Annotated in this window: 16 protein-coding genes and 22 tRNA genes; 2 read left to right on the forward strand and 36 right to left on the reverse strand. The window is 32.0% G+C overall.

Annotated features, from left to right (window positions below):
- Positions 1–176: 176 nt before the first annotated feature.
- The 27 genes from FGK85_RS03505 to FGK85_RS03635 all read right to left on the reverse strand — a co-directional run bounded on the left by FGK85_RS03505 (position 177) and on the right by FGK85_RS03635 (position 7,728).
- Positions 177–1,697 (reverse strand): acyl CoA:acetate/3-ketoacid CoA transferase, encoded by a 1,521-nt coding sequence (locus FGK85_RS03505; protein ID WP_138203804.1) that lies wholly within the window; start codon positions 1,695–1,697, stop codon positions 177–179.
- A gap of 676 nt (positions 1,698–2,373) precedes the next feature.
- The gene (locus FGK85_RS03510; RefSeq protein WP_138203806.1) at positions 2,374–3,720 is read right to left on the reverse strand and encodes a sigma-54 interaction domain-containing protein; all 1,347 of its coding nucleotides are present in this window, start codon (positions 3,718–3,720) and stop codon (positions 2,374–2,376) included.
- Positions 3,721–4,043: 323 nt separating this feature from the next.
- A complete protein-coding gene (locus FGK85_RS03515) occupies positions 4,044–4,256 on the reverse strand; it encodes a hypothetical protein (protein ID WP_138203808.1) in 213 nt (70 codons plus the stop codon).
- Positions 4,257–4,635: 379 nt separating this feature from the next.
- A tRNA-Arg gene (locus FGK85_RS03520) sits at positions 4,636–4,712 on the reverse strand.
- 62 nt (positions 4,713–4,774) lie between these two features.
- A tRNA-Gly gene (locus FGK85_RS03525) sits at positions 4,775–4,848 on the reverse strand.
- A 9-nt stretch (positions 4,849–4,857) separates the two neighbouring features.
- Positions 4,858–4,933 (reverse strand) — tRNA-Gly (locus FGK85_RS03530).
- Between the two features lie 4 nt (positions 4,934–4,937).
- Positions 4,938–5,021: transfer RNA gene (locus tag FGK85_RS03535), tRNA-Leu, on the reverse strand.
- Positions 5,022–5,027: 6 nt separating this feature from the next.
- A tRNA-Lys gene (locus FGK85_RS03540) sits at positions 5,028–5,103 on the reverse strand.
- A 5-nt stretch (positions 5,104–5,108) separates the two neighbouring features.
- Positions 5,109–5,183: transfer RNA gene (locus tag FGK85_RS03545), tRNA-Gln, on the reverse strand.
- 5 nt (positions 5,184–5,188) lie between these two features.
- Positions 5,189–5,264 (reverse strand) — tRNA-His (locus FGK85_RS03550).
- Between the two features lie 13 nt (positions 5,265–5,277).
- A tRNA-Arg gene (locus FGK85_RS03555) sits at positions 5,278–5,354 on the reverse strand.
- Between the two features lie 6 nt (positions 5,355–5,360).
- A tRNA-Gly gene (locus FGK85_RS03560) sits at positions 5,361–5,434 on the reverse strand.
- Between the two features lie 8 nt (positions 5,435–5,442).
- Positions 5,443–5,518 (reverse strand) — tRNA-Pro (locus FGK85_RS03565).
- A 22-nt stretch (positions 5,519–5,540) separates the two neighbouring features.
- A tRNA-Lys gene (locus FGK85_RS03570) sits at positions 5,541–5,616 on the reverse strand.
- A 5-nt stretch (positions 5,617–5,621) separates the two neighbouring features.
- Positions 5,622–5,698 (reverse strand) — tRNA-Arg (locus FGK85_RS03575).
- Between the two features lie 6 nt (positions 5,699–5,704).
- Positions 5,705–5,778: transfer RNA gene (locus tag FGK85_RS03580), tRNA-Gly, on the reverse strand.
- 9 nt (positions 5,779–5,787) lie between these two features.
- A tRNA-Gly gene (locus FGK85_RS03585) sits at positions 5,788–5,863 on the reverse strand.
- 4 nt (positions 5,864–5,867) lie between these two features.
- Positions 5,868–5,951, reverse strand: a tRNA-Leu gene (locus tag FGK85_RS03590).
- A 6-nt stretch (positions 5,952–5,957) separates the two neighbouring features.
- A tRNA-Lys gene (locus FGK85_RS03595) sits at positions 5,958–6,033 on the reverse strand.
- Between the two features lie 5 nt (positions 6,034–6,038).
- A tRNA-Gln gene (locus FGK85_RS03600) sits at positions 6,039–6,113 on the reverse strand.
- A gap of 3 nt (positions 6,114–6,116) precedes the next feature.
- Positions 6,117–6,192, reverse strand: a tRNA-His gene (locus FGK85_RS03605).
- A 15-nt stretch (positions 6,193–6,207) separates the two neighbouring features.
- Positions 6,208–6,283, reverse strand: a tRNA-Lys gene (locus FGK85_RS03610).
- Positions 6,284–6,288: 5 nt separating this feature from the next.
- Positions 6,289–6,365 (reverse strand) — tRNA-Arg (locus tag FGK85_RS03615).
- Positions 6,366–6,370: 5 nt separating this feature from the next.
- A tRNA-Gly gene (locus tag FGK85_RS03620) sits at positions 6,371–6,444 on the reverse strand.
- Between the two features lie 8 nt (positions 6,445–6,452).
- Positions 6,453–6,528, reverse strand: a tRNA-Pro gene (locus FGK85_RS03625).
- Between the two features lie 121 nt (positions 6,529–6,649).
- Positions 6,650–7,123 (reverse strand): metallophosphoesterase, encoded by a 474-nt coding sequence (locus tag FGK85_RS03630; RefSeq protein ID WP_138203810.1) that lies wholly within the window; start codon positions 7,121–7,123, stop codon positions 6,650–6,652.
- 2 nt (positions 7,124–7,125) lie between these two features.
- Positions 7,126–7,728, reverse strand: a complete 603-nt coding sequence (locus FGK85_RS03635; RefSeq protein ID WP_138203812.1) for an XTP/dITP diphosphatase — start codon at positions 7,726–7,728, stop codon at positions 7,126–7,128.
- A gap of 110 nt (positions 7,729–7,838) precedes the next feature.
- Between FGK85_RS03635 and FGK85_RS03640 the strand changes: the two genes are divergently transcribed.
- Positions 7,839–9,233, forward strand: a complete 1,395-nt coding sequence (locus FGK85_RS03640) for a hypothetical protein (protein ID WP_138203814.1) — start codon at positions 7,839–7,841, stop codon at positions 9,231–9,233.
- Between the two features lie 848 nt (positions 9,234–10,081).
- Here the strand turns inward: FGK85_RS03640 and gatB are convergent.
- From gatB to FGK85_RS03690, 9 genes are all read right to left on the reverse strand, one after another.
- Positions 10,082–11,509 carry an Asp-tRNA(Asn)/Glu-tRNA(Gln) amidotransferase subunit GatB gene (gene gatB / locus FGK85_RS03645; protein ID WP_138203816.1) on the reverse strand — a complete coding sequence of 476 codons (1,428 nt, stop codon included), beginning with the start codon at positions 11,507–11,509 and terminating at the stop codon, positions 10,082–10,084.
- A gap of 15 nt (positions 11,510–11,524) precedes the next feature.
- Positions 11,525–12,979, reverse strand: a complete 1,455-nt coding sequence (gene gatA / locus FGK85_RS03650; protein ID WP_138203818.1) for an Asp-tRNA(Asn)/Glu-tRNA(Gln) amidotransferase subunit GatA — start codon at positions 12,977–12,979, stop codon at positions 11,525–11,527.
- Between the two features lie 22 nt (positions 12,980–13,001).
- Positions 13,002–13,292, reverse strand: coding sequence for an Asp-tRNA(Asn)/Glu-tRNA(Gln) amidotransferase subunit GatC (gene gatC, locus FGK85_RS03655; RefSeq protein ID WP_138203820.1), 291 nt, complete (start codon positions 13,290–13,292; stop codon positions 13,002–13,004).
- Positions 13,293–14,226: 934 nt separating this feature from the next.
- Positions 14,227–16,218 (reverse strand): NAD-dependent DNA ligase LigA, encoded by a 1,992-nt coding sequence (ligA, locus tag FGK85_RS03665; RefSeq protein WP_138203824.1) that lies wholly within the window; start codon positions 16,216–16,218, stop codon positions 14,227–14,229.
- Between the two features lie 20 nt (positions 16,219–16,238).
- A complete protein-coding gene (locus tag FGK85_RS03670; protein WP_138203826.1) occupies positions 16,239–19,574 on the reverse strand; it encodes a UvrD-helicase domain-containing protein in 3,336 nt (1,111 codons plus the stop codon).
- 323 nt (positions 19,575–19,897) lie between these two features.
- Positions 19,898–20,203 (reverse strand): YerC/YecD family TrpR-related protein, encoded by a 306-nt coding sequence (locus FGK85_RS03675; RefSeq protein ID WP_138203828.1) that lies wholly within the window; start codon positions 20,201–20,203, stop codon positions 19,898–19,900.
- Between the two features lie 376 nt (positions 20,204–20,579).
- Positions 20,580–21,308, reverse strand: a complete 729-nt coding sequence (locus FGK85_RS03680; protein WP_138203830.1) for a pseudouridine synthase — start codon at positions 21,306–21,308, stop codon at positions 20,580–20,582.
- A gap of 132 nt (positions 21,309–21,440) precedes the next feature.
- On the reverse strand, positions 21,441–22,130 hold the full coding sequence (locus FGK85_RS15700) for a lytic transglycosylase domain-containing protein (RefSeq protein WP_279232898.1): 690 nt from the start codon (positions 22,128–22,130) through the stop codon (positions 21,441–21,443).
- Positions 22,131–22,176: 46 nt separating this feature from the next.
- Positions 22,177–24,264: a triple tyrosine motif-containing protein gene (locus FGK85_RS03690; RefSeq protein WP_138203832.1), complete on the reverse strand. Its 2,088-nt coding sequence runs from the start codon at positions 24,262–24,264 to the stop codon at positions 22,177–22,179.
- 504 nt (positions 24,265–24,768) lie between these two features.
- Between FGK85_RS03690 and FGK85_RS15255 the strand changes: the two genes are divergently transcribed.
- The gene (locus tag FGK85_RS15255; RefSeq protein WP_171011318.1) at positions 24,769–24,933 is read left to right on the forward strand and encodes a hypothetical protein; all 165 of its coding nucleotides are present in this window, start codon (positions 24,769–24,771) and stop codon (positions 24,931–24,933) included.
- Positions 24,934–25,142: the final 209 nt, after the last annotated feature.

A 25,142-nucleotide genomic window follows, 5' to 3' on the forward strand; every position in this document is an offset into this window, starting at 1 on the left:
CCTTTTATTAGCAATAGCAGTCTAAATACAATAAATAAAAATTATATAAACCAGTCTCTTATTATTTGTAAATTAAAAGTGGTTTTCTACAGTAACAAATACATAGTACGAAAGATGAAATTCACCTCTTAAAATTCTTCTATAACATTTAAATACTTTTGCAAATAATAAAAATATTATTTAAAAAGTTTTTCGTCCATAAGTTTAAGATCTGGTGATATTATTGGTTTGAAGTCCATTTGATCTAGTATATCCTTTTGAAGGTCTACTCCTGGTGCTATTTCTATTAATACTAATCCTTCTTTTTGAAGTTTAAATACAGCTCTTTCTGTTATATACAATACGTATTGATCAGTGTCTAAAGCATACTCTGCACTAAACGTAATTTGCTCAACTTTGTTTACAAACTTTTTAACAGATCCTTCATTTAGAATAGTTAACTTTCCATCTTCTACTTTTTCCTTTAATCCTCTAGTAGTGAAGGTTCCACAATATATAACCTTTTTAGAATTTTGAGTTATGTTTATAAATCCTCCACATCCTGCAATTTTTGTGTGGAACTTACTAACATTTATATCACCCTTTTCATCACATTGAGCAAGTCCTAAAAATGCTGCGTCTAATCCACCACCATCATAGAAATCAAATTGTGAAGGTTGATCTACTATACAGTCTGCATTAGTTGAGGCTCCAAAGCTAAGTCCTGCTGCAGGTATTCCTCCTATAGGACCTGCTTCTACGGTTAAATTAAGCCCTCCTATGCCTTCTTCATTAGCTACCATAGCAATCCCCTCTGGCATTCCTATACCAAGGTTTATGGCAGTGCCTGACTCTAATTCCTTGGCTGCCCTTCTACATATAACCTTTCTTTCATCTAAGTCCATTTTTGGCAATGCTTCCATTGGAACTTTAACTTCTCCTGAATAGGCTGGATTGTATTGTTCACCAAAGGTTTGCATGTGATTTTCTGGTGAAGAAATTACTATAGCATCTACTAGCATACCTGGTATCTTAACAAATCTAGGATCTAGTGTACCATTTTTAACTACTTTTTCTACCTGTAAAATTACCAATCCCCCACTATTCTTAGCCGCTTGAGCCATGGCAAGGCTTTCTAATGGAGCTACCTCTTTCTCTAAGGTTGCATTTCCATTTTCATCAGCATAGGTTGCCCTTATTAAAGCTACATCTATAGGGAAAGATTTATATAATAAATATTCTTTTCCGTTAATGTCTAGAAGTTGTACTAAATCTTCTTTTGATAATTCATTTAATTTACCACCTTGTATTCTTGGATCTATAAAAGTTTTTAATCCTACATGTGTTATAGTTCCAACTTTTCCAGCTGCTATATCCCTAAACAAATGACTTAGAACCCCTTGAGGAAGATTATAGCCTTCTGCTTTATTTTCTAAAACTAATTTTTGTAGTTTTGGTGCCAATCCCCAATGTCCCCCAATTATTCTCTTTAATAATCCCTCATGGCCTAAGTGATTAAGCCCTTTTTCTTTTCCATCTCCTTGTCCAGCTGAATAAACAAGTGTTAAATTTTTAGGATTCCCCTCTGCTAAAAATTTTTTCTCCAACTCTAATGTAATTTCTTCTGGATGTCCACTACCTACAAAGCCTTCTACAGCAATGGTATCCCCATCTTTAATCATATTTAATGCTTCTTCTATATTTTTTATCTTCCCCATATCATAACCCCCTTAGTCTATTAAACTTATTATGTATAACTAAATTTTAGAGCAATATCCATGCCACTTATACAATATTTAAAATTTTCTATAAATTTTTCCTTTATATAAATATTGATTCTAGGGCTATCTATCTTCATTAATTATTCATCAATAAACAGAACTCTAACCTTCAGATGGAATCTTTACTCCAACTGAAGGTTAGAGTTCGTTATCCAGGGACGTAGCTGCCGTTATCTCCCACTTTGTTAGAAGTGGGAGTTACGGCAGGTAGTCATCGGATAAATACAATTTTATATTTTTAACCTTATACTTTTACAAAATTTCAATTATATAACCAAATATCGACTATAAAGTGTATGATTTTTCATACACTTTATTATTTTTTTAATAAAATTGTATTTTAATTCGTACAGTTTTATTTTAGCAATGTTTTTAATGTATTATTTATACTACATATATAAACAAATCTCTAACCTTCAGATGGAGTTTTTACTCCAACTGAAGGTTAGAGATCGTTATCCAGGGACGTAGCTGCCGTTATCTCCCGCTTTGTTAGAAGTGGGAGTGTTACGGCAGGTAGTCATCGGATAAAAATTAGTATACAATTTTATTAGTTACAATTTTCAATTTAAAAGTAATTAATTCAACTTTCACAGTTATAAAATAATATATACTACAAAATTTTATATTTATCCATTTTTTCATATAAGGTAGATCTACTTATACCTAGAGCTTTGGCCGTAAGACTCTTATTTCCTTTATAAACCTTTAAAGCATTTATAATGGCTTTTCTTTCCGAATCCCATACACACTGTTCTAAAGTAATTATTTTTTCCTCTATATGGCCAGTTATTTCTTTAGGCAAATGTTTTGATTCTATTATTTGATTTTCTTCTAGAATATTAATAGCCCTTTCTATGGCATTTTCTAGCTCTCTCACATTCCCAGGCCAATAATAGCTTTTTAAGCTTTCCAGTGCTTCATTTGAAATGCCATTTATGCTCTTATTTAAATCATTGCATATTTTTTTAATTAGAAAATCGGTTAATTGTACTATATCTCCATCTCTTTCTCTTAGAGAAGGAATCTTTATGTTTACTACATTAAGTCTATAATATAAATCTGCTCTGAACTTACCTTCTTTAACATACTTTTCTAAATCTTGATTGGTGGCACATATTATCCTTATATCCACCTTTTTAGGACCCAATGCTCCTATTCTTTCCACTTCTTTTTCCTGTATCACTCTTAAAAGCTTCACCTGCATATGAAAGGGCATATCACCTATTTCATCTAAAAATATGCTTCCCCCATGAGCCATCTCAAATTTTCCTATTTTCCCCCCTCTGGCTGCCCCTGTAAATGCACCTTTTTCATAACCAAACAACTCCGATTCTAAAAGATCCATAGGAATAGCTGCACAATTAACCTTCACAAAAGGACCATATTTTCTATTACTTTCATTATGTATAGCATGCGCAAATAGTTCTTTTCCTGTACCACTTTCCCCTGATAGCAAAACGTTTGAATTAGTTTTGGCCACCCTGCTGCAAAGTAATTTTGTTTCATTTATTACTCCACTAGATCCTATTATGTCATGAAAATAATATACTGCATTGTTTAAAGAATTTAGTTTGCCTTTGTAGCTGCTTATCTCTTTTTCCATTTTATTTATTCTATTGTATATATCATTAAGTTCCTTTACATTTCTAAACAATACTTTACCTATGGCACCTTGAATTTCTCCATCTTTTATTATGGGAAATCTAGTTGCTACAATGTATCTGCCTTTTATTTCTTGCAGCTCACCAATTTCCTCTTTTCCAGATTTGGCCACCAAATGCAGTCTAGTATTTTCTATTACCTGAGTCACATGTCTGCCTACAACTTTTTTTAATCCTAAAAATTCTCTGTAGGCTTTGTTCATCATGGTAATATATCCTTCCTTGTCCACAACTACAATACCATCATAAGCTGCATCTAAAACTGTTTGTAATAACTGCTTATCATTTTTATCCATATGAATCACCTTCAATAGACTACTTTCTCTCTAAATAATATATTCTGTGAACCTATGTTTTCTCCTCTTTTATATATTCTATTATTATATATTCCATTATTATATTTTACAGGTTTATTTATTTAGTCTATAGATTAATGATTTTCTATCATCTTTTTGAATAATGAAATATACTAATTATTGTTGCAATATAGAACATTAAAAATTATAATAAAACTATGGATATAGTCCTTTCTGTTTAATCTGTTAATTGAAACTTAAGCCGTACATTTTGTACGGCTTATTTATTTGTATAATTTAACTAAAAAAATAAGCCCTAAGGCTTATTTCATAAGTTCAATCATAGTAAGTTCATCATTTTTATGAGCTTGATTAAGTATTGAGTTATAGATGCTTGTCCATTCCTCTGGTGAAGTTACCCCTTCCCTTTTGTCCTCTTCATTATGTTCATCATAATATTCTTTGGCTGCTGCCTTTTCACTTCTTATAACCTTTAAAATGCTTAACACTTCTTCTTTTTTTAAATTTAATTCCATAATACCCCTCTCCATTTCTCCCTATTTTTTTATATAAACAGAACTCTTAGCTTCAGATGGAGTTTTTACTCCAACTGAAGGTTAGAGATCGTTATCCAGGGACGTAGCTACCGTTATCTCCCACTTTGTTAGAAGTGGGAGTATTACGGCAGGTAGTCATCGGATAAAAGTTTTTTATAAAAGTTTTTTAACGTATATAACGTTATTATACGTATATAATAACAATAATTTACTTTTAATGCAAGATTTTTATTTATTTTTGTTGTCATTTTGCAGACGTTTTGAAAAATCATTAAAAAATCATTAAAAAATAAGGCTTTAAGAAATCTACTAAATCTCTTAAAGCCTTGATACAGGTGCCCTACGTTTTGCCTATGTATGGTGCGCTCAGGGGGAGTCGAACCCTCGACCGCCAGATTCGAAGTCTGTCACTCTATCCAACTGAGCTATGAGCGCAACAAATATCATATTCATTAATAATGCGCCTTTATAATTTAATAATAAATTAAAGGCGCATTTGGAGCGGGTGAAGGGAATCGAACCCTCGTGTCTAGCTTGGAAGGCTAGCGCTCTACCATTGAGCAACACCCGCATATTTAGTTGGAGCGGAAGACGGGACTCGAACCCGCGACATCCACCTTGGCAAGGTGGCGCTCTACCAACTGAGCCACTTCCGCTTATTGGTGCAGGTGAAGGGAGTCGAACCCCCACGCCGTTGGCGCTAGATCCTAAGTCTAGTGCGTCTGCCAATTCCGCCACACCTGCATCTTTTGGTGATCTACCGGGGAATCGAACCCCGGACACCATGATTAAAAGTCATGTGCTCTACCGACTGAGCTAGTAGATCATTTTTGGCTGGGATAGCAGGATTTGAACCTACGAATGCCAGAGTCAAAGTCTGGTGCCTTACCGCTTGGCGATATCCCAATATATGGGGTGAATGATGGGACTCGAACCCACGACACCCAGAGCCACAATCTGGTGCTCTACCAGCTGAACTACATTCACCATATTAAATAATTGGTGCGTCTTAAGGGAGTCGAACCCCTGGCACACGGCTTAGAAGGCCGTTGCTCTATCCAACTGAGCTAAAGACGCACATTTTGGAGCGGGTGAAGGGAATCGAACCCTCGTGTCTAGCTTGGAAGGCTAGCGCTCTACCATTGAGCAACACCCGCAAGTTTTGTGGTCGGGGTGACAGGGATTGAACCTGCGACCTCATGGTCCCAAACCACGCGCGCTCCCATCTGCGCCACACCCCGAAATTTAGTTTTTAAAAAAAGCTGGTGCGCCATCAGGGATTCGAACCCTGGGCACCCTGATTAAGAGTCAGGTGCTCTACCAACTGAGCTAATGGCACACTTTTGGTGCGTCTTAAGGGAGTCGAACCCCTGGCACACGGCTTAGAAGGCCGTTGCTCTATCCAACTGAGCTAAAGACGCATATTTTGGAGCGGGTGAAGGGAATCGAACCCTCGTGTCTAGCTTGGAAGGCTAGCGCTCTACCATTGAGCAACACCCGCATATTTAGTTGGAGCGGAAGACGGGACTCGAACCCGCGACATCCACCTTGGCAAGGTGGCGCTCTACCAACTGAGCCACTTCCGCTTATTGGTGCAGGTGAAGGGAGTCGAACCCCCACGCCGTTGGCGCTAGATCCTAAGTCTAGTGCGTCTGCCAATTCCGCCACACCTGCATCTTTTGGTGATCTACCGGGGAATCGAACCCCGGACACCATGATTAAAAGTCATGTGCTCTACCGACTGAGCTAGTAGATCATTTTTGGCTGGGATAGCAGGATTTGAACCTACGAATGCCAGAGTCAAAGTCTGGTGCCTTACCGCTTGGCGATATCCCAATATGGGGTGAATGATGGGACTCGAACCCACGACACCCAGAGCCACAATCTGGTGCTCTACCAGCTGAACTACATTCACCATATTAAAATAAATTGGTGCGCCATCAGGGATTCGAACCCTGGGCACCCTGATTAAGAGTCAGGTGCTCTACCAACTGAGCTAATGGCACACTTTTGGTGCGTCTTAAGGGAGTCGAACCCCTGGCACACGGCTTAGAAGGCCGTTGCTCTATCCTGCTGAGCTAAAGACGCACATCTGGAGCGGGTGAAGGGAATCGAACCCTCGTGTCTAGCTTGGAAGGCTAGCGCTCTACCATTGAGCAACACCCGCAAGTTTTGTGGTCGGGGTGACAGGGATTGAACCTGCGACCTCATGGTCCCAAACCACGCGCGCTCCCATCTGCGCCACACCCCGGAATCACTGTCCCGCGAACTTCATCTTGTTCTTTTCAGATGTTTTGTTCCCGACGACAATGATTATTCTACACTATACTGTCTATTTCGTCAATACCTTTTTATAATTTTTTTTGCGTTTTTTAGTTTATTCCCATTATGGATACATCTACCTGTTCTCCCTCAATCCTTATAATACCTACAGTTTTACTGGAATCCCTAGGCAAAGATGGGCTTCCTGGATTTACGTACCAAGTATTATCTATGTATTGATTCATGGAACAATGAGTATGTCCAAATAGAACTATGTCTGCTTGTAATTCCAATGCTCTATATCTTAATCTATCTATTCCCCATTTAACATCATATTTATGTCCGTGGGTTATGAGAAACCTTTTGCCACCTATTTCTTCTACTATTTCATCAGGCACTTTATTCGTAAAATCACAATTTCCTTTTACATTTATGAAAGGACATTTAAAATGACTAGACAATTCTTCCACATCTCTGACATTGTCACCTAAATGTATTATCATATCAATTTCTTTAAATACATCCTCTAATTTACTTATACAAGTTAAATCTCTATGAGTATCACTTATAATGCCTATTCTCACCTTTACTCCTCCATTATACTTCTTACGCTATCTTCAAGTGCTCTTAGAGCATTAGCTCTATGACTTATTTTATTCTTTATCCCTCCGTCCATTTGAGCAAAAGTCATATTATACTCTGGAACATAAAATAATGGGTCATAGCCAAATCCATTTTCTCCTGACTCTTTATCTATTATAACGCCCTTTACCTCGCCTTGAACTTTTATAGTTCTTTCCTCATCTAATATTAAAACCATTGCACACACAAATTTTGCTTTTCTATCTTCATAACTTATACCCTTTAACATCTCTAAAAGTTTTTCATTGTTTTTCTTGTAGTTTCCATGTTCCCCAGCAAAACGTGCTGAATACACCCCTGGAGCTCCACCTAATGCATCTACCATTAATCCTGAATCATCAGCTAAAACCATAGCATCTTCTACTATTTTATATATTTCACTTGCTTTAATATAAGCATTCTCCATAAATGTAGTGCCTGTTTCTTCTATATCTATATTTATTCCCACTTCTTTTAAGGATAAAACCTCTAAATCAAATTTAGAAAGTATGTTTTTTATTTCTTCTATTTTATGTTCATTATTACTAGCTACTACCAATTTTTTCACTTCGTACCTCACTCCTTAAATTTATTTAATCTTTTTTCTATAGACAAGCAATATTTAACCCCAACTCACATATATTCTTATAAGGATTAATTTTAGGTGGTGTATATATTTTGAAATATATTGGTCCTTTTTTAAGGATAAGCAGTATTAATAAAGATAGTATATTAAGTGAACTATTTCACCTTTCTAAGGAATCATTAAAACATATAGTTTTAAATTCAAAATGTGGAATTGCAATTCCTTTAGAAGATTTAAAGGACAACTCTTTTTCTAATAACGATATTAACATAATTAAAGAATTTTCTCCACTATTATGCTTATATAAAAAAGCAGATTCTAAGTTAATAGATGAATATGGCAACTTAGTTTGGAATGGAGAAAAATTTAAAAAAGAAGTAAATTCAACTTCTAACGCATTTATGACTCTAGCTCTTCTTGAATTACTAGATTACTACAATTCTTTTGAAACTATATGTAAAGACAAATACATGTATTATAAATTGTATATGTCTATGTGTAAAAACCAACTTTTATTTTATGCCTCCTATCTTAGAAATGCAGAAGGAGTTTTTGTAGATAAACTGGATACTACAGAAACCTTTTCTGAAAATATAGTTTTTGAGGATAAAAATAAAAAATTCAAGTTTTCAGACCAGGCCTTGTTCATGGCTGCATATTATAAATACTCCTGTTATGGCGATAAGTACAGTGAGGATTTTAAGAAATTTTCACTGGACATACTAAACATGTTTCTAGATTTTAAGGAGGATTTATATACTCTATCCCTAGAAGAATTAAATAAGATTTGTTTTGGCTTAAATGCATTTTATAACTATTCTAAGGATGAAAATGCTAAGCTACTGCTTTTAGACGTATGTGATCTACTAGTAAACAAATATCAAAATACAACTTTTGAAGAACTGAAAAAACCTATAGAAGATAAATCCCTTTTGTTTATAAATTTAACTTTTATAAATGGTTTTATGCCTGTTATAAAATTCCAAGAGTTAAGTGACAGGATATTTAGTGATTTAATAAAATTATATGATGAAAATTTAGGTATATTTTATTATTCATCAGATGATAAAAAGATTTCCTTCTCATCCTTTGACATCGTCTTATATTTAATGTGTCTATTAATACAGTGTACACTAAAAGATTCTAAAGATTATCAAGCTATGCTTTATAATATATTTAAGTATCAATTAGTGAACTCTGGTGTGATTTTGAGCTGGCCTGAAGCTCCAAATTTAGATGATGTGGAGAGATATAAAAATTTCTCACTTAAATCTGAAGATTTATTAGAAGAACAATATTTTATAATGCCAAATATATCAACGCCAGAAAATACTCAATATGCTCCTATTTTTGTTAAAAACATAGATTTTAATAAAAAGAAAGAATGTTTTAAGCAAAAGAAAGTTTCTTTTTATAGTGAAACAAATATGTGTATATTCTTTATGCTCCTTTACATCCACAAATTTGTAAAAGATAATGAAGATTAGATTTTTATTTTATAAGGATAATTTTTCTTCATTGCATTAGGAAAATTTTAGAATGTAAAAAAGATAGCTAACGTAATTTCACGTTGTGAAATTGTGTTAGCTATCTTTTGGGCTTAAATTAAATCTTTTATTGACCATATCCAGGCTAAATATATAAATAATAAATATCAAATATCAAATATCAATTAATGTGGATTTTCTTCATTTTATTCAGAAAATCTTAATTTGTAGGAGAGAAAAGGTAAGAAGTAGGTAAGAGGTAAAACTCAAGGAGTTTTTTATAATTAATTTGTGAATAAGTAAAAGATAATAGTTGTGGTAAAAATAGCTATGCTTTCACTTACCCCATAAAACATTAATAACCTTAATAGATAATTTCAAATTGCATTTTTATTTTAAGCTTTAACTAAAAGTAGATTATCCAACCACTTTATATAATAAGTATTTTATTATAAATCAGCGGGCTACGCCAAAAGAACTTTTTAAGTGCTCAACTTCTTACTTTTTACCTTATAGCTTGTTTTAATATTACATTTTATTTAATAAAGATTTTCCGTAACGCAGTGGAGGAAAATCTCCCTTAACTCTTACTTCTTACTTTCTACCTCTTACTTAATTCTTACTTCCCCCACAAATTCTAATTTAAGAAATTCCATAGGAATTTCAACATTAATTGATATTTGATATTTGATATTTGATATTTGATATTTAATATTTGATATTTAATATTTGATATTTAATATTTCTATATTCTCGCTGGCTACCGCCAATAAAAGATTTTTTAGGCCCTTAAAAGAAAAAGTATAACCACTTCATTTAATGAATCAGTTATACCTTTTGACACTATATCATTTCTTAATTTCTTCCTTCACTAATTTATTAACCATTTCAGGGTTTGCCTTTCCTCTTGAGGCTTTCATAACTTGACCAACTAAGAATCCAGTAACCTTAGTTTTACCCTTCTTGTAATCTTCTATGGACTTAGGATTGTCTTTTAAAACCTGTTTAACTATTTCTAAAATAGCTCCCTGGTCACTATTTTGAACTAATCCCTTTTCTTCTACTATTTCTTTAGGATTTTTTCCTGTTTTGTACATTTCCTCTAATACTGTTTTTCCTATGGCTTTAGATATAGTTTTAGCGTTTATAAGTTTTATAAGTTCCCCTAATTGTTTTGGATTAAACTTCAGATCAGTGGTCTGTAAAAAATCTTCATTAATAAGTCTTGATATATCACCCATTATCCAGTTGGATGCAGCTTTAGCATCGCCGCTCTCCTTTGCCGCTTCCTCAAAGAAATCACCCATATTCATGGATAAAACTATTACATCTACATCATATTTAGGTATTTCATATTGTTCTAAAAATCTCTCCACTTTTTCATGAGGAAGTTCTGGTATTTCAGATTTAACTTTTTCTATCCAACTATCATCTATATTTATCGTAACTAAATCTCCTTCTGGGAAATATCTATAGTCGTTAGCATTTTCTTTACTTCTCATAACCTCTGTTATGCCTTTAGTTTCATTCCATCTTCTTGTTTCTACTTCAAGCTTTTCTCCCTTTTCAATTGCATTTGTTTGTCTTTCAAATTCATAATTTAAGGCTTTTTCTAAAGCCTTAAAAGAGTTCATGTTCTTTATCTCTGTTCTTACCCCGAGCTTTTCTGTGCCTTTTTCCCTTACAGATATGTTGGCATCACATCTTAAAGAACCCTGCTCCATTTTACAATCAGATACACCTATAGCTTGTAAAATACTCTTTAATTTTTCAAGATATAATACAGCTTCCCTAGGACTTCTTAAATCTGGCTTTGAAACTATTTCAGCCAGTGGCACTCCAGCTCTATTGTAGTCCACAAGTGTTCCCGCATCTGTATGTATAAGCTTTCCTGCGTCTTCTTCTATATGAATTCTGTCTAATTCTATTCTTTTTTTATCTCCATTGTCTAATTCTATGTCTATATATCCATGGTAGCATAGAGGAATTTCATCTTGTGTTATTTGATAATTTTTAGGGCAGTCTGGATAAAAGTAGTTTTTTCTATCCATTCTATTTATTTTATTTATAGAACAGTTTAATGCAATTCCCGCCTTCATGGCGTATTCTACTACTTTTTTATTAAGCTGAGGAAGTGAACCTGGAAGCCCCATACATATAGGGCAAACATGCGTATTAGGTTTTCCTCCGAATTCTGTAGTACAACCACAGTATATTTTCGTATTTGTTGCAAGTTCCACATGAACTTCTAGTCCAATAACCGCTTCAAACTCCATGTTTTTCACCTTCCTTTATAACCTTGGCATTTCCTTATGATAGTTTGTTGACTGTTCATAGCTATATGCTAAATTGAATAATTTACCTTCTTGAAAGTAATTTCCCATAATCTGCATTCCCACTGGCATACCATCCACCATTCCACAAGGTACAGATATTGATGGTATTCCTGCCACATTAGCAGGCACTGTGTATATATCCGATAAGTACATTGAAAGTACATCCTTTGTTTTTTCACCTATTTTAAATGCTGTAGTAGGTGATGTTGGTGTTATTATTACATGGTAGTTTTTAAATACTTTATCAAATTCTTCTTTTATAAGCTTTCTTACTTTTAATGCCCTTTTGTAGTATGCATCGTAGTATCCTGCTGAAAGCACATATGTTCCAAGCATTATTCTTCTCTTTACTTCTTCTCCAAAACCTTCTGTTCTAGATTTAAAGTATATATCCACAGAATCTTTAAAGTCCTTAGCCCTGTGTCCATATCTAATGCCATCAAATCTAGCTAGATTTGATGAAGCTTCTGCACAGGCTATAATATAATAATCTGCTAAGGAATATTTAGCTAATGGAAGTGAAATTTCCTCAACTATAGCTCCATTTTCTTTTAATACTTCTATAGCTTCTTCTATTTTTGCTCTTATTTTATTATCTAGTCCTTGAAGAAACTCTGTAGGCACTCCTATTCTAGTTCCTTTTACATCCTTTGTAAGGAATTTTGTGTAGTCTGGTACCACTTCATCTACAGTAGTAAAATCACCTTTATCAATTCCTGCTATAGTTCCTGTTAAAAGTGCACAGTCCTTAACGTCTCTTCCAAAGGTTCCTACTTGATCAAGAGTAGAGGCAAAGGCTACTACTCCATTTCTTGAAATTCTTCCATAGGTTGGTTTTAAGCCAACTATTCCACAAAATGAAGCTGGTTGTCTTACTGATCCTCCTGTTTCTGTTCCAAGAGAAAGAGCTGCTTCACAGGCTGCTACTGAGGCTGCTGAACCACCAGAGGATCCCCCTGGAACTTTAGTTAAGTCCCATGGATTTCTAACAATTTTAAATGCACTATTTTCATTAGAAGATCCCATAGCAAATTCATCCATATTTGTTTTTCCTAATATTATAGCGTTATTTTTCTTTAATTTTTCTGTTACAAAAGCATCATAAGGCGACACATATCCTTCTAGCATTTTAGAAGCACACGTGTTTTGCATCCCCCTTACACTTATATTATCTTTTACCGCTATAGGTATACCTGCTAATTGTCCTAGGTCTTCTCCCATAGCTATCTTTTCATCTACTTCCTTGGCACTTTTTAAAGCTTCTTCTCTAGCTACATAAAGATACGCTCCTATTTTTTCATCTACTTTATCTATTCTATTTAAAAAAGCAGTTGTAACCTCTTCAGCCTTCACTTCTTTATCTTCAATTAATTTTTTTATTTCATGGGCTTTTAACCTATACAGTTCCATTTTTCCCCTCCTTTGTTTAAAATTATTCTTCCATTATCTTTGGAACCACTACATATTCCCCTAGCTTTTCTGGCGCATTTTCCAAAACCTTCTCAAGCTCCATAGATTCCACAACCTGATCCTCCCTAAATTTATTTTCCATATAGTAAGGATTTACCACTATATCTACAGCATCTGTATTTAATTCATTTAACTGTTTCATATAATTTAAAATATTATTTAAATCATTTATAAGAGACTCTTTTTCCTCTTCATTGAAACTTAATCTTGAGAGCTTAGCTATATATTCAACATCTTCTTTTGAAACTGACACATTATCCCTCATTTCTTTTTTGTATTAATTATAATTAATCTACTTATTATTTAAATTTTATCTGCTAAATTTAATCTACATGACATTTCTATTTTACTACAAAAATTCTATGATAATTATAGTTTGTAAAATAAACAAAATCCCCAGCCTTTAAGTATACATCACTAGTTTAATCTTAGATAAAACTAGCAATTTATACACAACGAGACTAGGGATAAAATTGCATATAAGTAAGAAGTAAAAAGTAAGAGTTAATGATAAAACTCAAAGAGTTTTTTTATAATTAATTTGTGAATAATTAATATCAGTTAATATTAGTTGTGCTAAGAATTCAGCCTTGCTGAATTCTTCCAAAAGTTCTTACTTGTTACCTATTAATTATTACTTATTACTTATTAACTACTAATACACTCCAACATATATAAAAAATATAGTTCCCATTGCCAAAAGCATGTACAATAAAGGATAAATTATATTGGAATGATCTGGCTTTTGAATGAACATCTTAATAGACCACGTAATTGCCGTAAAAAATATACACAATTGAATTATCCTGTAAGTATTAAAATGTCTTAGGTAAATAAATTGGTATGTTGTCAACAATGTGATTACAAGAACTACCACTGTTACAAAAACACATATCCACCCTAAAATATCAATTACCTTCCTCATTTTCTTCCTCCGCTTACATCATTACTTTTAATTAAAGTAAATTATACTAAACCCACATTAAATATTTTACTCATTAATTAACTTAATATAGATTCTCCACCACTTAAGCTGAAGTTTTGGGTTATTAATTAGCTTTAAGATATATGAAACTATATATGAAACTATATTGTCCAATTTATAATAACCGTTTATTTTCATTTTGTAAATAAGGTAATTTATTCATATTACGCTTTTTTATACTTTTTTGAGTTTTTAAGTGACTTTATACTAATTTTTCAAAATCTTCTTCCGTAATAATCTTAATCCCTAGTTCTACTGCCTTTTCATATTTAGATCCCGGTGCTTCTCCAACTAAAACATAATCTGTTTTTTTACTAACACTTGAAGAAACCTTAGCTCCAAGACTCTCCAATTTATTTTTTATTTCAGTCCTGCTATATTTTTGAAGACTTCCTGTTACTACTACAGTTTTATTATTAAAATTATTTTCTTCTATTTTTACTTCTTCAAATTGCGGTGTTATTCCTACTGTAAACAGCTCATCCACACTTTTATTTATCATATTGTCCTTGAAGAAATCTACAATACATTTAGCTACTGTTTCGCCTATGTCTTGAATTTCTATTAATTCTTCAAAGGAAGCATTCTTAAAATTTTCAAAGCTTTTAAATCTGTTAGCCAAATCTGTTGCTGTCTTTTTACCTACATTAGGTATTCCTAGTGCGTATATGAATGAAGCTAAATCTGGTTCCTTACTTTTTTCCACTGCGTCAATTAAATTTTGAGCTTTTTTCTCACCAAATCTTTCTAAGGTCAACAGTTCCTCTTTTTTTACATTGTAAAGATCGCTTATAGATTTAATGTTTAGATTTTCAAAAAGTTGCTCTGCTGTTTTTTCACTAAATCCTTCTATATTCATAGCTTCTCTTGAAGCAAAATGAACTATACTTTTAACTAATTGTGGCTTACAAGAAAGGGTATTTTCACAAAAATAATGTGCTCCATCTCTTACAATTTCACTACCACAATAAGGACATTTTTCTGGCGGCTTTATGTCTTCTGCTCCTTCTAAGCTCTCCTCTATTACACCAGTTATTTCAGGTATAACATCATTAGAACGTCTTAAAAATACCCTACAGCCCTTTTTTACACCTTTTTTTTCTATGTCATCCATATTGTTTAATGTAGCTCTTTTAACAGTTACACCTGCTATATCCACTGGCTCCAATATTGCCGTAGGACTTACCCTTCCACTTCTACCTACATTCCATTCTACATCCAAAAGAGTAGTAGTAGCTTCCTCTGCTTCAAATTTAAATGCTATAGCCCACTTAGGGAATTTTACAGTATAACCTAGTATTTCTCTAGTTTTTATATGGTCAATAGCTATAACTACTCCATCTATATCGTAGTTTAATTCTCCCCTGATTTTATCTATATATTCTATTTCCTTTTGTATATCCTCTATGGTTTCACATTCTCTTATGTAGTCATCTACTGGAAGTCCCATTGTCTTTGTAAAATTCATCATTTCACTATAGGTTTCAAAGGCCTTTCCTTCATTGTATCCTACATCATAGAAAAAGGCTGAAAGATTTCTCTTAGAAGTTTCTTTCAAGTTTAAATTTCTAAGGGCACCAGCAGCTCCATTTCTTAAATTTTTAAGAGGAACCTGGGCATTTTTATTATATTCTTCGAAAGCCTCTTTTGTCATTATAGCTTCACCGTGTATTTCTACCACTGAGTCATTATCTATCTTAAGAGGTATGGATTTTATAGTTTTTACCTGAGCTGTTACATCTTCTCCTACAGCTCCTGTTCCTCTAGTGGCTGCCTTAACTAATACTCCATTGTCATCATAGGTTAAATTTACCGTAAGTCCATCGAATTTTTTTGTAACTATATATTTTAGTTGCGGCAATTTATCTTCATGAGTTCTATTATATTCTTCTACAGCCTTTTTATTTCTATTATGCCACTGAATTATGCCATTTATATTTTGTGATTTATCTAAACTCCAAAGTTTAGCCCTATGGGTATACTTTTCAAATCCTGATAGTATACCATCCCCTATTCTCTGAGTTGGAGAATAGGGCAATATAAAGCCTGTTTCTTTTTCAAGTTTTACCAGCTGGTCATAAATTTCGTCATATTCCTTATCGGATATGGTTGGATTATCCAATACATAATATTCATATGAATGTTTATTTAGTACATGCACTAACTCTTTTATTTTTTCAATATTTTTATCCAAAAACTCTCACCTCACACCACTTACAGTACTTCTAGTATGGATTTATTGTACATTAAATTTTTTATACCATAGTTATCAAATACCACAGTGATTTTAATTCCGCTATCAGTAACTTTTTTACTTACTACTGTGCCTACTCCAAAAGTAGAGTGTCTAACTTTTCTTCCTTCTACTATTTCACTTTCACTAGCTTCTTTACCTGCATTACTATTATTATATCCATTGCTTTCTTCTTTAAATGAGTTGTTAGAAAATGGATTAAAAGAATTTCTAAGACTATGAGGATTATTTCTAATGCAATCATCTACGCTTCTTCTTGCCATAACTCTAGGATCGCTATTTTGAAGATTTACTCTCTCTCTAAGCCTTAAAGGTATCTCTGCTATAAAGTCAGATTCTTCGTAACATACAGTTCTTCCAAATACCCTTCTGCTTTCTGCAGAGGTCATGTAAAGTTGTTCCTTTGCCCTTGTTATTCCAACATAGCAAAGTCTTCTAGACTCCTCCATTTCATTGAAATCATTTAATGAGGCCATACCTGGGAACATTCCATTTTCCATGCCCACCATAAATACCACTGGGAATTCAAGTCCCTTAGCACTGTGTACTGTCATAAGTACCACTGAATCTGCTTCCTCATTAAAATTATCAATGTCTGAAACTAAAGTTACTTGTTCTAAGAATGCAAATAAACTTTTATCTTCTGAAGAATTTTCAAACTCCACCGCAGCAGAAACCAATTCCTTTAAGTTTTCTATTCTAGCCTTGTCTTCTATAGTATTGGTTTTTAGAAGAGAATCTAAATACCCTGTTTTATCTATTATTTCCTCTATAAGCTCTGAAACCATCATTTCATCCTTATTAGCTATAAAGCTATTTATAAGGCTTGTAAATTTATTTATAGATGTGATGTTTCTTGCGCTTAATCCTGGTACATTTTCTACATCTAATATTACACTATAAAGGCAATCTTCTATGGTATTAGCAAAATGCTGTATCTTTTCTACTGTGGTATCTCCAATAGCTCTTTTAGGTACATTTATTATTCTCTTTAAGCTTATATCATCCACAGGGTTGTTTATAAGTTTTAAGTAAGCCAATATGTCTTTTATTTCTTTTCTATCATAGAACTTCAATCCGCCTATTATTCTATATGGTATTGCATTTTTTATAAATACATCCTCAAAGATACGGGATTGAGCATTGGTTCTGTATAATATGGCAAAATCCTTGAAATTCTTATTTTTTTCTTTCATTAAATTCTTTATGGTTTTGCACACAAACATACCTTCATCTATGTCAGAATATGCTCTATATATATTTATTTTATCCCCATCTTCCATTTCTGTTCTAAGTACTTTGTTCTTTCTTTGGGCATTATTTCTTATGACTTCATTAGCAGCATTTAATATATTAGCTTTTGATCTATAATTTTGCTCAAGTTTTACCACTTTAGCCTCAGCATAGTCTTTTTCAAAGTCTAATATATTCCTTATATCTGCTCCCCTCCACTGGTAAATACAATTGTGCACCACTATATCATTACATATATACTGTCTAAATTCCGGAATACTTAAATCATATACATATCCCTTAAATTCTTCAAATTCAACCTTTTCTACAGTATCCTCAATTAATTTATCTTCTTTCCTTATTACTATTTTCATTCCTTCTTTTAAACTTCCAAAAGGAACAAACAAATAACTTCCTTCTTCTGTAAGCCTTGCTTTTCTTACAATTTCCATATGCTCATCTATACACGCTATACTCTTTGCATATTTCTCAGCTTCATCGTATATTCTTCTTTCTGTCTCTATTCTCCAAGTATTTCTGCTTCCTTTTCTAGCATTAAATCCTGCCTTAACTGCCTTTTCTCTCTCTTCATCTCCAGATGTTATAAGTGCTATTCTGTGTGAGTGGTATCCCTTTTCTTCGGATTTTTTACCGGAAAAATAATTTAAGTTAACTATCTTTCTAACAGTGTTTCCTCTTATTACAGCAGAGGCAAAATGATGAGGATATTCTTCATATAAAAAGCTATCCCTCATTAAATTTGCTGCTCCTTCATAGGTATTTATCTCCTTATAAATTCTATCAATTTGCTCTTGAGTCATTGAAATTCTTCGTCCTCTAACGTTAAAAACCACCGTTGGTATAGAATATTTTGTGGAATAATATTGTTCATAATAACTTGCTTCTTTTTTATCTTTACATACCTTTATAATCCACATTTTATCCCCTTGTTCACCATTTAACCTAAGGGCTAATCCAGTGGATTTGTATCCTTCTTTTCTGCTTCTTGAAGCTTTTGTTATACCTATTCTATATCCATATGCCTTTTTATACATTAAATAAACATAATAAATTCCCTCTTCAGGGTCTAATTTGAAAAAGGTTATATGATTTGGAGTTGCTTTAATTTCTCTGCCACTTTTAGTTGTAACTTTTACTAAAATATCATTATATTCCTTCTTCATTATTTTTTCTATTTGTCCTTTATGAATCTGTCCATTACCAGCTGCACATAATACTTCACTGCCTTCTTTTAAATTTTCTATAGCCACTTTTCCCCTAGGAGTGGATACCATACTGCCCTTTGGTAAACACTGGTCATCATCCCCCACCACACATATATTTCTATGGCCTGCTGCTAGTAATTTCACCAATTCGTATTGTGCTCTGTTGGTGTCTTGATATTCATCTACCATTATATATTTAAATTTTCTTTGGTAAAATTCCAAAACATCCTTATGTTTTTTTAGCAATTCTACAGTTTTAAAAATCAAATCATCAAAATCTAAGGCATTGTTGCTTTTTAACTTCTTTTGATATAAAAGATATACATCTGCTATTTTATTTAATTTATAGTTTCTTTCATTTTCCATTTTAAACTGTTCAGCGGAAATTAAATTATTCTTTTGATCAGATATTTTGCCCAAAATTTCTCTATCCGTTATATCCTTATCATTTATATTCAATTCCTTCATGCATTCTTTCATAAGTACCTTTTGATCTGATGTATCATATATGGCGAAATTTTTATTATAGCCTATTTTATCTATCTCTCTTCTCAAAATTCTAACGCAACTAGAGTGAAATGTGGAAACCCACATACTATCAACCACATCTCCTACTAAAGCCTTTATTCTTTCTTTCATTTCTCCTGCAGCTTTGTTGGTAAAGGTTATGGCTAATATGCTAGAAGGATATATGCCTAAATCCTCAATCATATGAGCTATTCTATAAGTTAATACTCTAGTTTTTCCAGAACCAGCCCCTGCAAGTATTAAAAGAGGACCCTCTATAGTACTAGCTGCTTCATACTGTTCTCTATTTAAAAGTTTTTTTAAATCCATCTGTTACCAAGCCTCCTAATTAAAAGAACTTTGTTTATTCCATGGCTACTTACAGTAATACTCCATCTAAAACTAAGAACTTTGTTTATATTATTATAATAGACATATTTATATTATATCAAACATTATTAATTTAAAATTTATAATGTAAAATAAGAATTTGTAAAGTAGGTAAGAACTATTACTTAACTGCAAATTTTATATTTTCATTTTATAGCTGCGAAAGTCCAGTTAATAACTAATAAAGGCACGATTTAATCCTAAAAAATCTTGGATATCCTCGTGCCTAACATACAGGTATTCCTATTTAGATCTTTTTAATTTTAAGGTTTCCAATTAAGCTTATCAAAGGCTAATTTGTAACCATTACTTCCATAGTTCAAAGATCTATTTACCCTGCTTATAGTAGCAGTACTTGCCCCTGTAGTTGCTGCAATATCTAAATAGGTCCTTCTCTCCATTAACATTTTTGCTACCTGCATTCTTTGTGCTAGGGCTTTTATTTCATTAATTGTACATACATCTTCAAAAAACCTATAGCACTCTTCTCTGTTTTTCAGCTCTAATATAGCGTCGAATAAAAAATCCATTTCTTCATTTTGTAATTTAGATATATATTCCCCATTCATATTGCTTACTCACTCCCTGTAATAATTCATATATATATTTTACCATTTTGCACAACTTTAATCTATTAAATTAATAAAAAATTCAAATCCTCTTAGAGAATTTGAATTTTTTGTCATTTTATATATTTTTATAAATTAATTACTATATTTATATATATGTTTCACAAAATTTGCACATTTAAAGGTTGTATTGCAAAACAAAAACAGCCCTTGGGGCCGGGCTGTTTTGATGATAAATAAAAAGGGGGCTATTTATCTTTTCATTTATCCTTGCAATATTATTATATTAAAATAAAAACAAAAAATCAATAGTGTTTGCAGATTTAATTGTAAACAATTTTAAAATTAAATTAAATCCTTCATTTTTTTACACAATCTATATAATGTTTTTACAACTTTTTAATAACTCTATCTCTTCTTCTGACAATTCCCTGTAGTCACCTTCTGACAAATTTTTATCTAAAGTTAAACTTCCAAAGGAAATTCTCTTTAAAAATACAACTTTTTTATCTCTAGCTTCAAACATTCTTTTTACTTGATGAAATTTTCCCTCTTGTATGGTTACATGACATTCCGCACCATCCTCACTGGAATTTATTATTTCCAGTTTAGCTGGCATGCACTTGTATCCATCATCTATTACTATACCCTTTTTAAAAGCCTCCACATCCTTTTCATCTAAAGGCTTATTTATCTCTGCATAATATTTTTTGTCCACATGGTATTTTGGAGATATAAGCTTATGATTTAATTCACCATCGTTAGTTAAAATAAGTAGTCCCACCGTGTCCTTATCCAATCTTCCTACAGGAAAAGGATTAAAAATTTGATATTCTGGATGAAGTAAATCTATAACAGTTTCATCATATTTATCGAAGGTTGCAGACACCACCCCATCTGGTTTATTCATCATAAGGTATATGTATTTTCTATAAAGTATCTCTTCACCATTGACAGAAATCTTACTTTTTTCAGGGTCTATTTTCATAGCATTATCCTTTGCAGCAATTCCATCTATTACAACAAAACCATTTTTTATAAGAGATTTTATTTCTTTTCTAGTTCCATATCCTAAGTTAGATAGGATCTTATCTAATCTTTCCAAATTCATCTCTCCTTTACTTTTTAGAAAAAAATAAAAGTCATAATTGTATTATGGCTTCTATTTTAACCTATATTCATATTAAGAAATTTTAGCATTAATTCCTTTATAATTCAACCCTATAGCAATAGTGTTCTAAAGATTTCCTCTGTAGTATTTCATGACCTTTGTAACATAATTTCTAGTTTCACTAGGCAATTTATGTATTTCTCCTGGAGATGTAACTCCTCTTCGCCTAACTCCATTAGGTCCTGCATTATATGCAGCTAAAGCCATTTCCTTGCAATTTCCAAAGGACTCCAACAGTCCTTTTAAATATTTTGTGCCTCCATCTACATTTTGATCTATATCATAAGCATTTGTAACACCTAAAGATGCCGCAGTGCCTGGCATAAGCTGCATAAGTCCCATAGCACCTGCAGAGGATTTAGACAAAGGGTTAAATGAGGATTCTTGTTTTATAACTGCTCTTATTAAGCTTTCTTCAACTCCATATTTAGCAGCAGCCTTTTTTATAGCACTTTCAATTTTAGAAGGTATTTCTTCCTTACTTATTCCGCTACTTATCTCATTGCTTATTTCCCTATTTATATTGCTACATATATTTTGTATATCTTTACTTAATATACTATTTCCTTCTGAACTATAAAGATTTTTAATTTCCCCACTGCTCTCCTGAGAAATAAAACTTTCTTTTTTAGTTAAGGCCTCAGTAATGCTTTCCAACATAACTGAAAATGCAGGGGAATTCTGTCCAACCTTGCTGCCTAAACCATCCATGAACATTTTTACAAATAATAAGTTTTGTGTATCTTCAACTCTCATTAAATCCACCTCTTGTAACTTATATCGTATAAAACTATATATACCTTTATAGGAAATTAAGTGAACCCTCTTCTTCATTCATATCCTCTACATTTTTACATTCTACATTTATGCATTTTTTCTCTTTACACTCTTCAACTAAAAATTTAAAAATGTCATAATCCTCATAGGCCTTATTTTTATATCTGCTCTTTGCCAATACTAGTATTTTGTATATTCCACTGGAGAAAGGAATAAAGCTATAGTATTCTTTTTTATTATAGTGCTGAACTCTCTTCCATTCACCTTTTTCCATCAAATAGAATTCATAAACAACATCTTTTCCGCCTTCACTAGTAACAGAAAAAGTTGCACATTCATTTACTTTAAAACATAACTTATTACTTTTTAGCTTTGTATTGGTTACAGGTAAACAATCATTTACATACACTCTAACAGATTTTTTACAGTCGTACTCTTCAGTGCTTTTAATATTCCTAGCATATATGTCTATTTGATATAAACCACTACATCTTGGCAGTATTTTGTATATTTTACTATATATAAAATCTGTTTCTTCTACAAGATGACCATTTATTTTTAATTTATACTTAACTAAAGTATCTTTCGTTTCTTGAGATATTACTTGAAAAGGTATTTCATCTCCAACCATATAAAATTCTTTAGGAGTTTTAAGCACATAGTCTATGTTAGCTGGCAAGTAGTTTCTAACCTCCATATGAATAATTTCATGGGTGTCGTACTGTCTTTTGGAATATTTATCCTTTACCAATAATTCCAATTCATAATTTCCACATTCTTCTGGGGTAAAATTAACCCAATTACAATTACCATAGCCTATTTTTTCAACTTCACTGCCATTTTTCCTGACTACAAAACTATATTTAAGCTCTATTCCACCTGAAGCCTCTACTTGTACATTAATAGCTTGATCCTTTACATAGGCGGTTCTTTTTTCGTAAATTACCTCTTCTATTTTAACATCCTCTGCATTTATTTCATCTATATTAAACTCTAAAGTTCCCTTAGCTTCATATTCACCTTCAAAGGATTTATCCTTTACATACAGTGTAATGGTATATTCCCCATTTTCTTCCGGCTTCCATATATATTTATTGCTTTCAATATATCCTGAATCTTTATTTTCCGCTCCCTCTATATTAAACCTGTATAATAAGTTTTCTCCACCTTTTGCTATAGCCTTTAATTCTATATCCGTGCCGCATATTTGAGGAGAACTTAAATCCGTTGTAAAAGCTTGCAGTTTAATTTTTTCATATTGCTTAACCTTGTAAAATATAACAGCCCTATCGTCAAATTCCTTTGTAGAATACATATCCTTAGCAAGACATAAAAGCTTAAATTCTCCGCCCTCTCCTTCAGTGTAAACTACATTTCTCTTGGTAGAATAATCTTGAATGCAGTGAGCATCCCCATTAGAATCTATCTTTATGAATTTATAAAGAATCATTCTGCTATCCTCATAAGATGCATTTACTTGAAATAGTATTTCTCTTCCTTTTAATAAATTTTTAGTTAAACACTTAAAATCAGTTATTTCAAGTTTTCTTATATCCCTTACATTAAAAGATACTGTTTGAAAATCATCACAACTATTATCTGAATCTAAATTTTTGCACTCCACTAATATCTGTTGTATACCTGGTGCTACCACAGTCCAATTTAGTGTATTTTCTGGAGAGTACTCCTTTATAAGCTCCCATTTATCTTCTTCCCTTACCCAATATCTATACATTAAAGGAATTTTAGTTCCTTCAACAGTAACAGTTATTTTATCTCCTAAATTCACTTCTTCCTTATCTATATATAATCCACTTATAAGTCTTTCCCTATCTTCACCTATAATATATTCTATCTTGCTTATATAGTCAAAACCACTTTTGCTATCCTGTTTTTTTACTTGAACCATTATTATATATTTACCATCCTCTTCTGGGTACCATAAAAGCTTATTTTCACTTTTAAAATCTCTTAAAGTTTTCCATGCACCATCTTTGCCTATAAGAAATTTGTAAAGTAAATTTTCTTCCTCTGCACCTTCTACTGTAAAAATTATTTCCTTTTGTCTATCCTGAGGACTTTCTAAACTACACTTTATATTAATTTCGTTCATAATCAATCCCCCACAATAACATTAAATTATTAAACATACCATTTAGAATTTTATCCCATATTATGTACATAGATACATTATACTATATACTTATAATTCATAACAATAAATTTAATAGTTTATATTATAATATTCAATTTATTTGTCATAAACCCTTTAAAAATTAGGACTATCATTGTATATTTTTTTAACAAAATTACCTTTTGTCCAGTGTTTTCCCGTTGTCTTTTAGAATAATGTTTTTATAATTGATAATACTATAATTAAATAAACCATTAGTTTATACAAAATGTAACTAATTGAACTTTTGCAGTTATAAAATAAAAATGTAAAATTAAAAATTTATAATAAAAAAACTCCTTTGGAGTTTTTCAAAATATGACTTAAAAAATTTCACAAAAATTTCAACCTTGATTTTAAATTTTAACCATTTATTCCTCTAAAGTAAAACTTTAAATTTATATATAAAATTTCAGTAAATAAATTAATATGGAGAGTGATACTATGATTAAGGATTTTGAAAACTATAATCCTGACTATACCTATAAAAAGAAAAACATTGACATTCAAATTTCTAAACTGGGTTATAATATCATGGAAAGAACCAATAACGCTTTACTATATCCAGAAGGCATAAAAGATGAAATAGATATGCCTGAATTTAAATAATAAAATAATGTCTAACACTTTTGTGCGAAATTCTCTCATCTTCTATAAGTGATGGTAACTCAAAAGCTTTGAAAAGACTAAAAAATGCACTTTAAATTATAAGGATGCACCTTTATATTATGAGAAATAAATTTAATAGGACTGTTGCCTAAGTATAAATATTACTATATATCATATGTAGATTACTTAATGTAACAGCCCTTATTTTA

It is taken from the genome of Haloimpatiens lingqiaonensis (assembly GCF_901447495.1).
Lineage (GTDB): Bacteria > Bacillota > Clostridia > Clostridiales > Clostridiaceae > Haloimpatiens > Haloimpatiens lingqiaonensis.